Source organism: Leifsonia sp. GW821-FHT13C09 (genome assembly GCF_058806435.1).
Genome location: NZ_JBXAPS010000033.1, coordinates 1 through 1449, shown reverse-complemented (window position 1 = coordinate 1449; position 1449 = coordinate 1). Strand labels below are relative to the sequence as shown.

Annotated in this window: 1 protein-coding gene; it reads left to right on the top strand. The window is 62.5% G+C overall.

All coding sequences use genetic code 11. The features are described 5' to 3' along the window. Positions 1-110 precede the first annotated feature (110 nt). The gene (locus AC1ROW_RS22205; RefSeq protein ID WP_193591830.1) at positions 111-1361 is read left to right on the top strand and encodes an IS256 family transposase; all 1251 of its coding nucleotides are present in this window, start codon (positions 111-113) and stop codon (positions 1359-1361) included. Positions 1362-1449: the final 88 nt, after the last annotated feature.

Genomic DNA, 1449 nt, shown 5'->3' with positions numbered 1-1449 from the left:
AGTAGTGCCCCGTAGAGTGGTGTAACGATCCCGGCCAGTAAACGTCAGCGTGGCCACCGGGATCTTCCTTCGAGGAAACTCTCACATCCCACTCGAAAGGCGTCACACCGATGACCACTCCCTCTATTGTCGACCCTGCCACCGTCCTCACCAACGCGCTGGGCGACGCATCACCGGATCTGATGCGCACCCTGCTGCAAACCATGATCAACACCCTCCTCTCAGCCGAAGCAGATGCGATCTGCGGCGCCGAGTACGGGAAGCCCTCTGCTGACCGAGTGAATTCCCGCAACGGATACCGCACCCGTGAACTCGATACGCGTGTCGGAACCATAGACGTCGCGATCCCGAAGCTCCGCTCCGGCACGTACTTCCCCGAGTGGCTCCTCGAACGTCGCAAACGCTCAGAAGCGGCGATGATCACCGTCGTCGCTGACGCCTACCTCGCTGGCGTCTCAACGAGGCGGATGGACAAACTCGTGAAGACCCTTGGCATCCATTCCCTGTCGAAGTCGCAGGTCTCCCGAATGGCCGCCGATATGGACGAGCATGTGCGTGAGTTTCGCACGAGGCCGTTAGGTGAGGCCGGCCCGTTCACGTTCGTCGCGTGCGACGCACTCACGATGAAAGTGCGTGAGGGCGGGCGGGTGATCAACACCATGGTGCTCGTCGCGACCGGGGTGAACGCTGACGGGCATCGGGAAGTCCTGGGCATGCAAGTGGCGACCGCGGAGACCACGATGGCGTGGAACGGGTTCTTCGCAGACCTTGTCGCGCGCGGCCTCACCGGGGTGAAACTCATCACCTCTGACGCGCACGCTGGCCTCGTTGAAGCGATGCGCGCGAACTTCCCTGGGACGTCGTGGCAACGGTGTCGCACGCACTACGCTGCGAACCTGATGTCAGTGACCCCGAAGAGCATGTGGCCGGCGGTGAAAGCGATGCTGCATTCCGTGTACGACCAACCCGACCAGAAAAGTGTTGAGGCCCAATTCGACCGGCTCCTGGACTACGTCGAGGACAAACTCCCCGAAGTGCACGACCACCTCGATGCTGCCCGGGCTGACATTCTCGCGTTCACCACGTTCCCGAAAGATGTGTGGCAGCAGATCTGGTCGAATAACCCGAACGAGCGCCTGAACCGTGAGATCCGCCGCAGGACCGATGTGGTGGGGATCTTCCCGAACCGGGCCGCGATCACCCGCCTCGTCGGGGCCGTTCTTGCGGAGCAGTCTGACGAATGGGCCGAGGGTCGTCGTTACCTCGGTCTTGACGTTCTCGCGAGGTGCCGCCTCACGCTCGTGGGTACCGACACTATCGGCCAGCACCATGAGCTCCCCGAGCTCGGGGCCGCAGCATGAGCGCCCCCACTCCTGGGCTGTACTCCGACACCGTGAGTGAGCTCGTCGCGAGCATCTGCAATCACAACGAAAACTAGCCCCCACATCC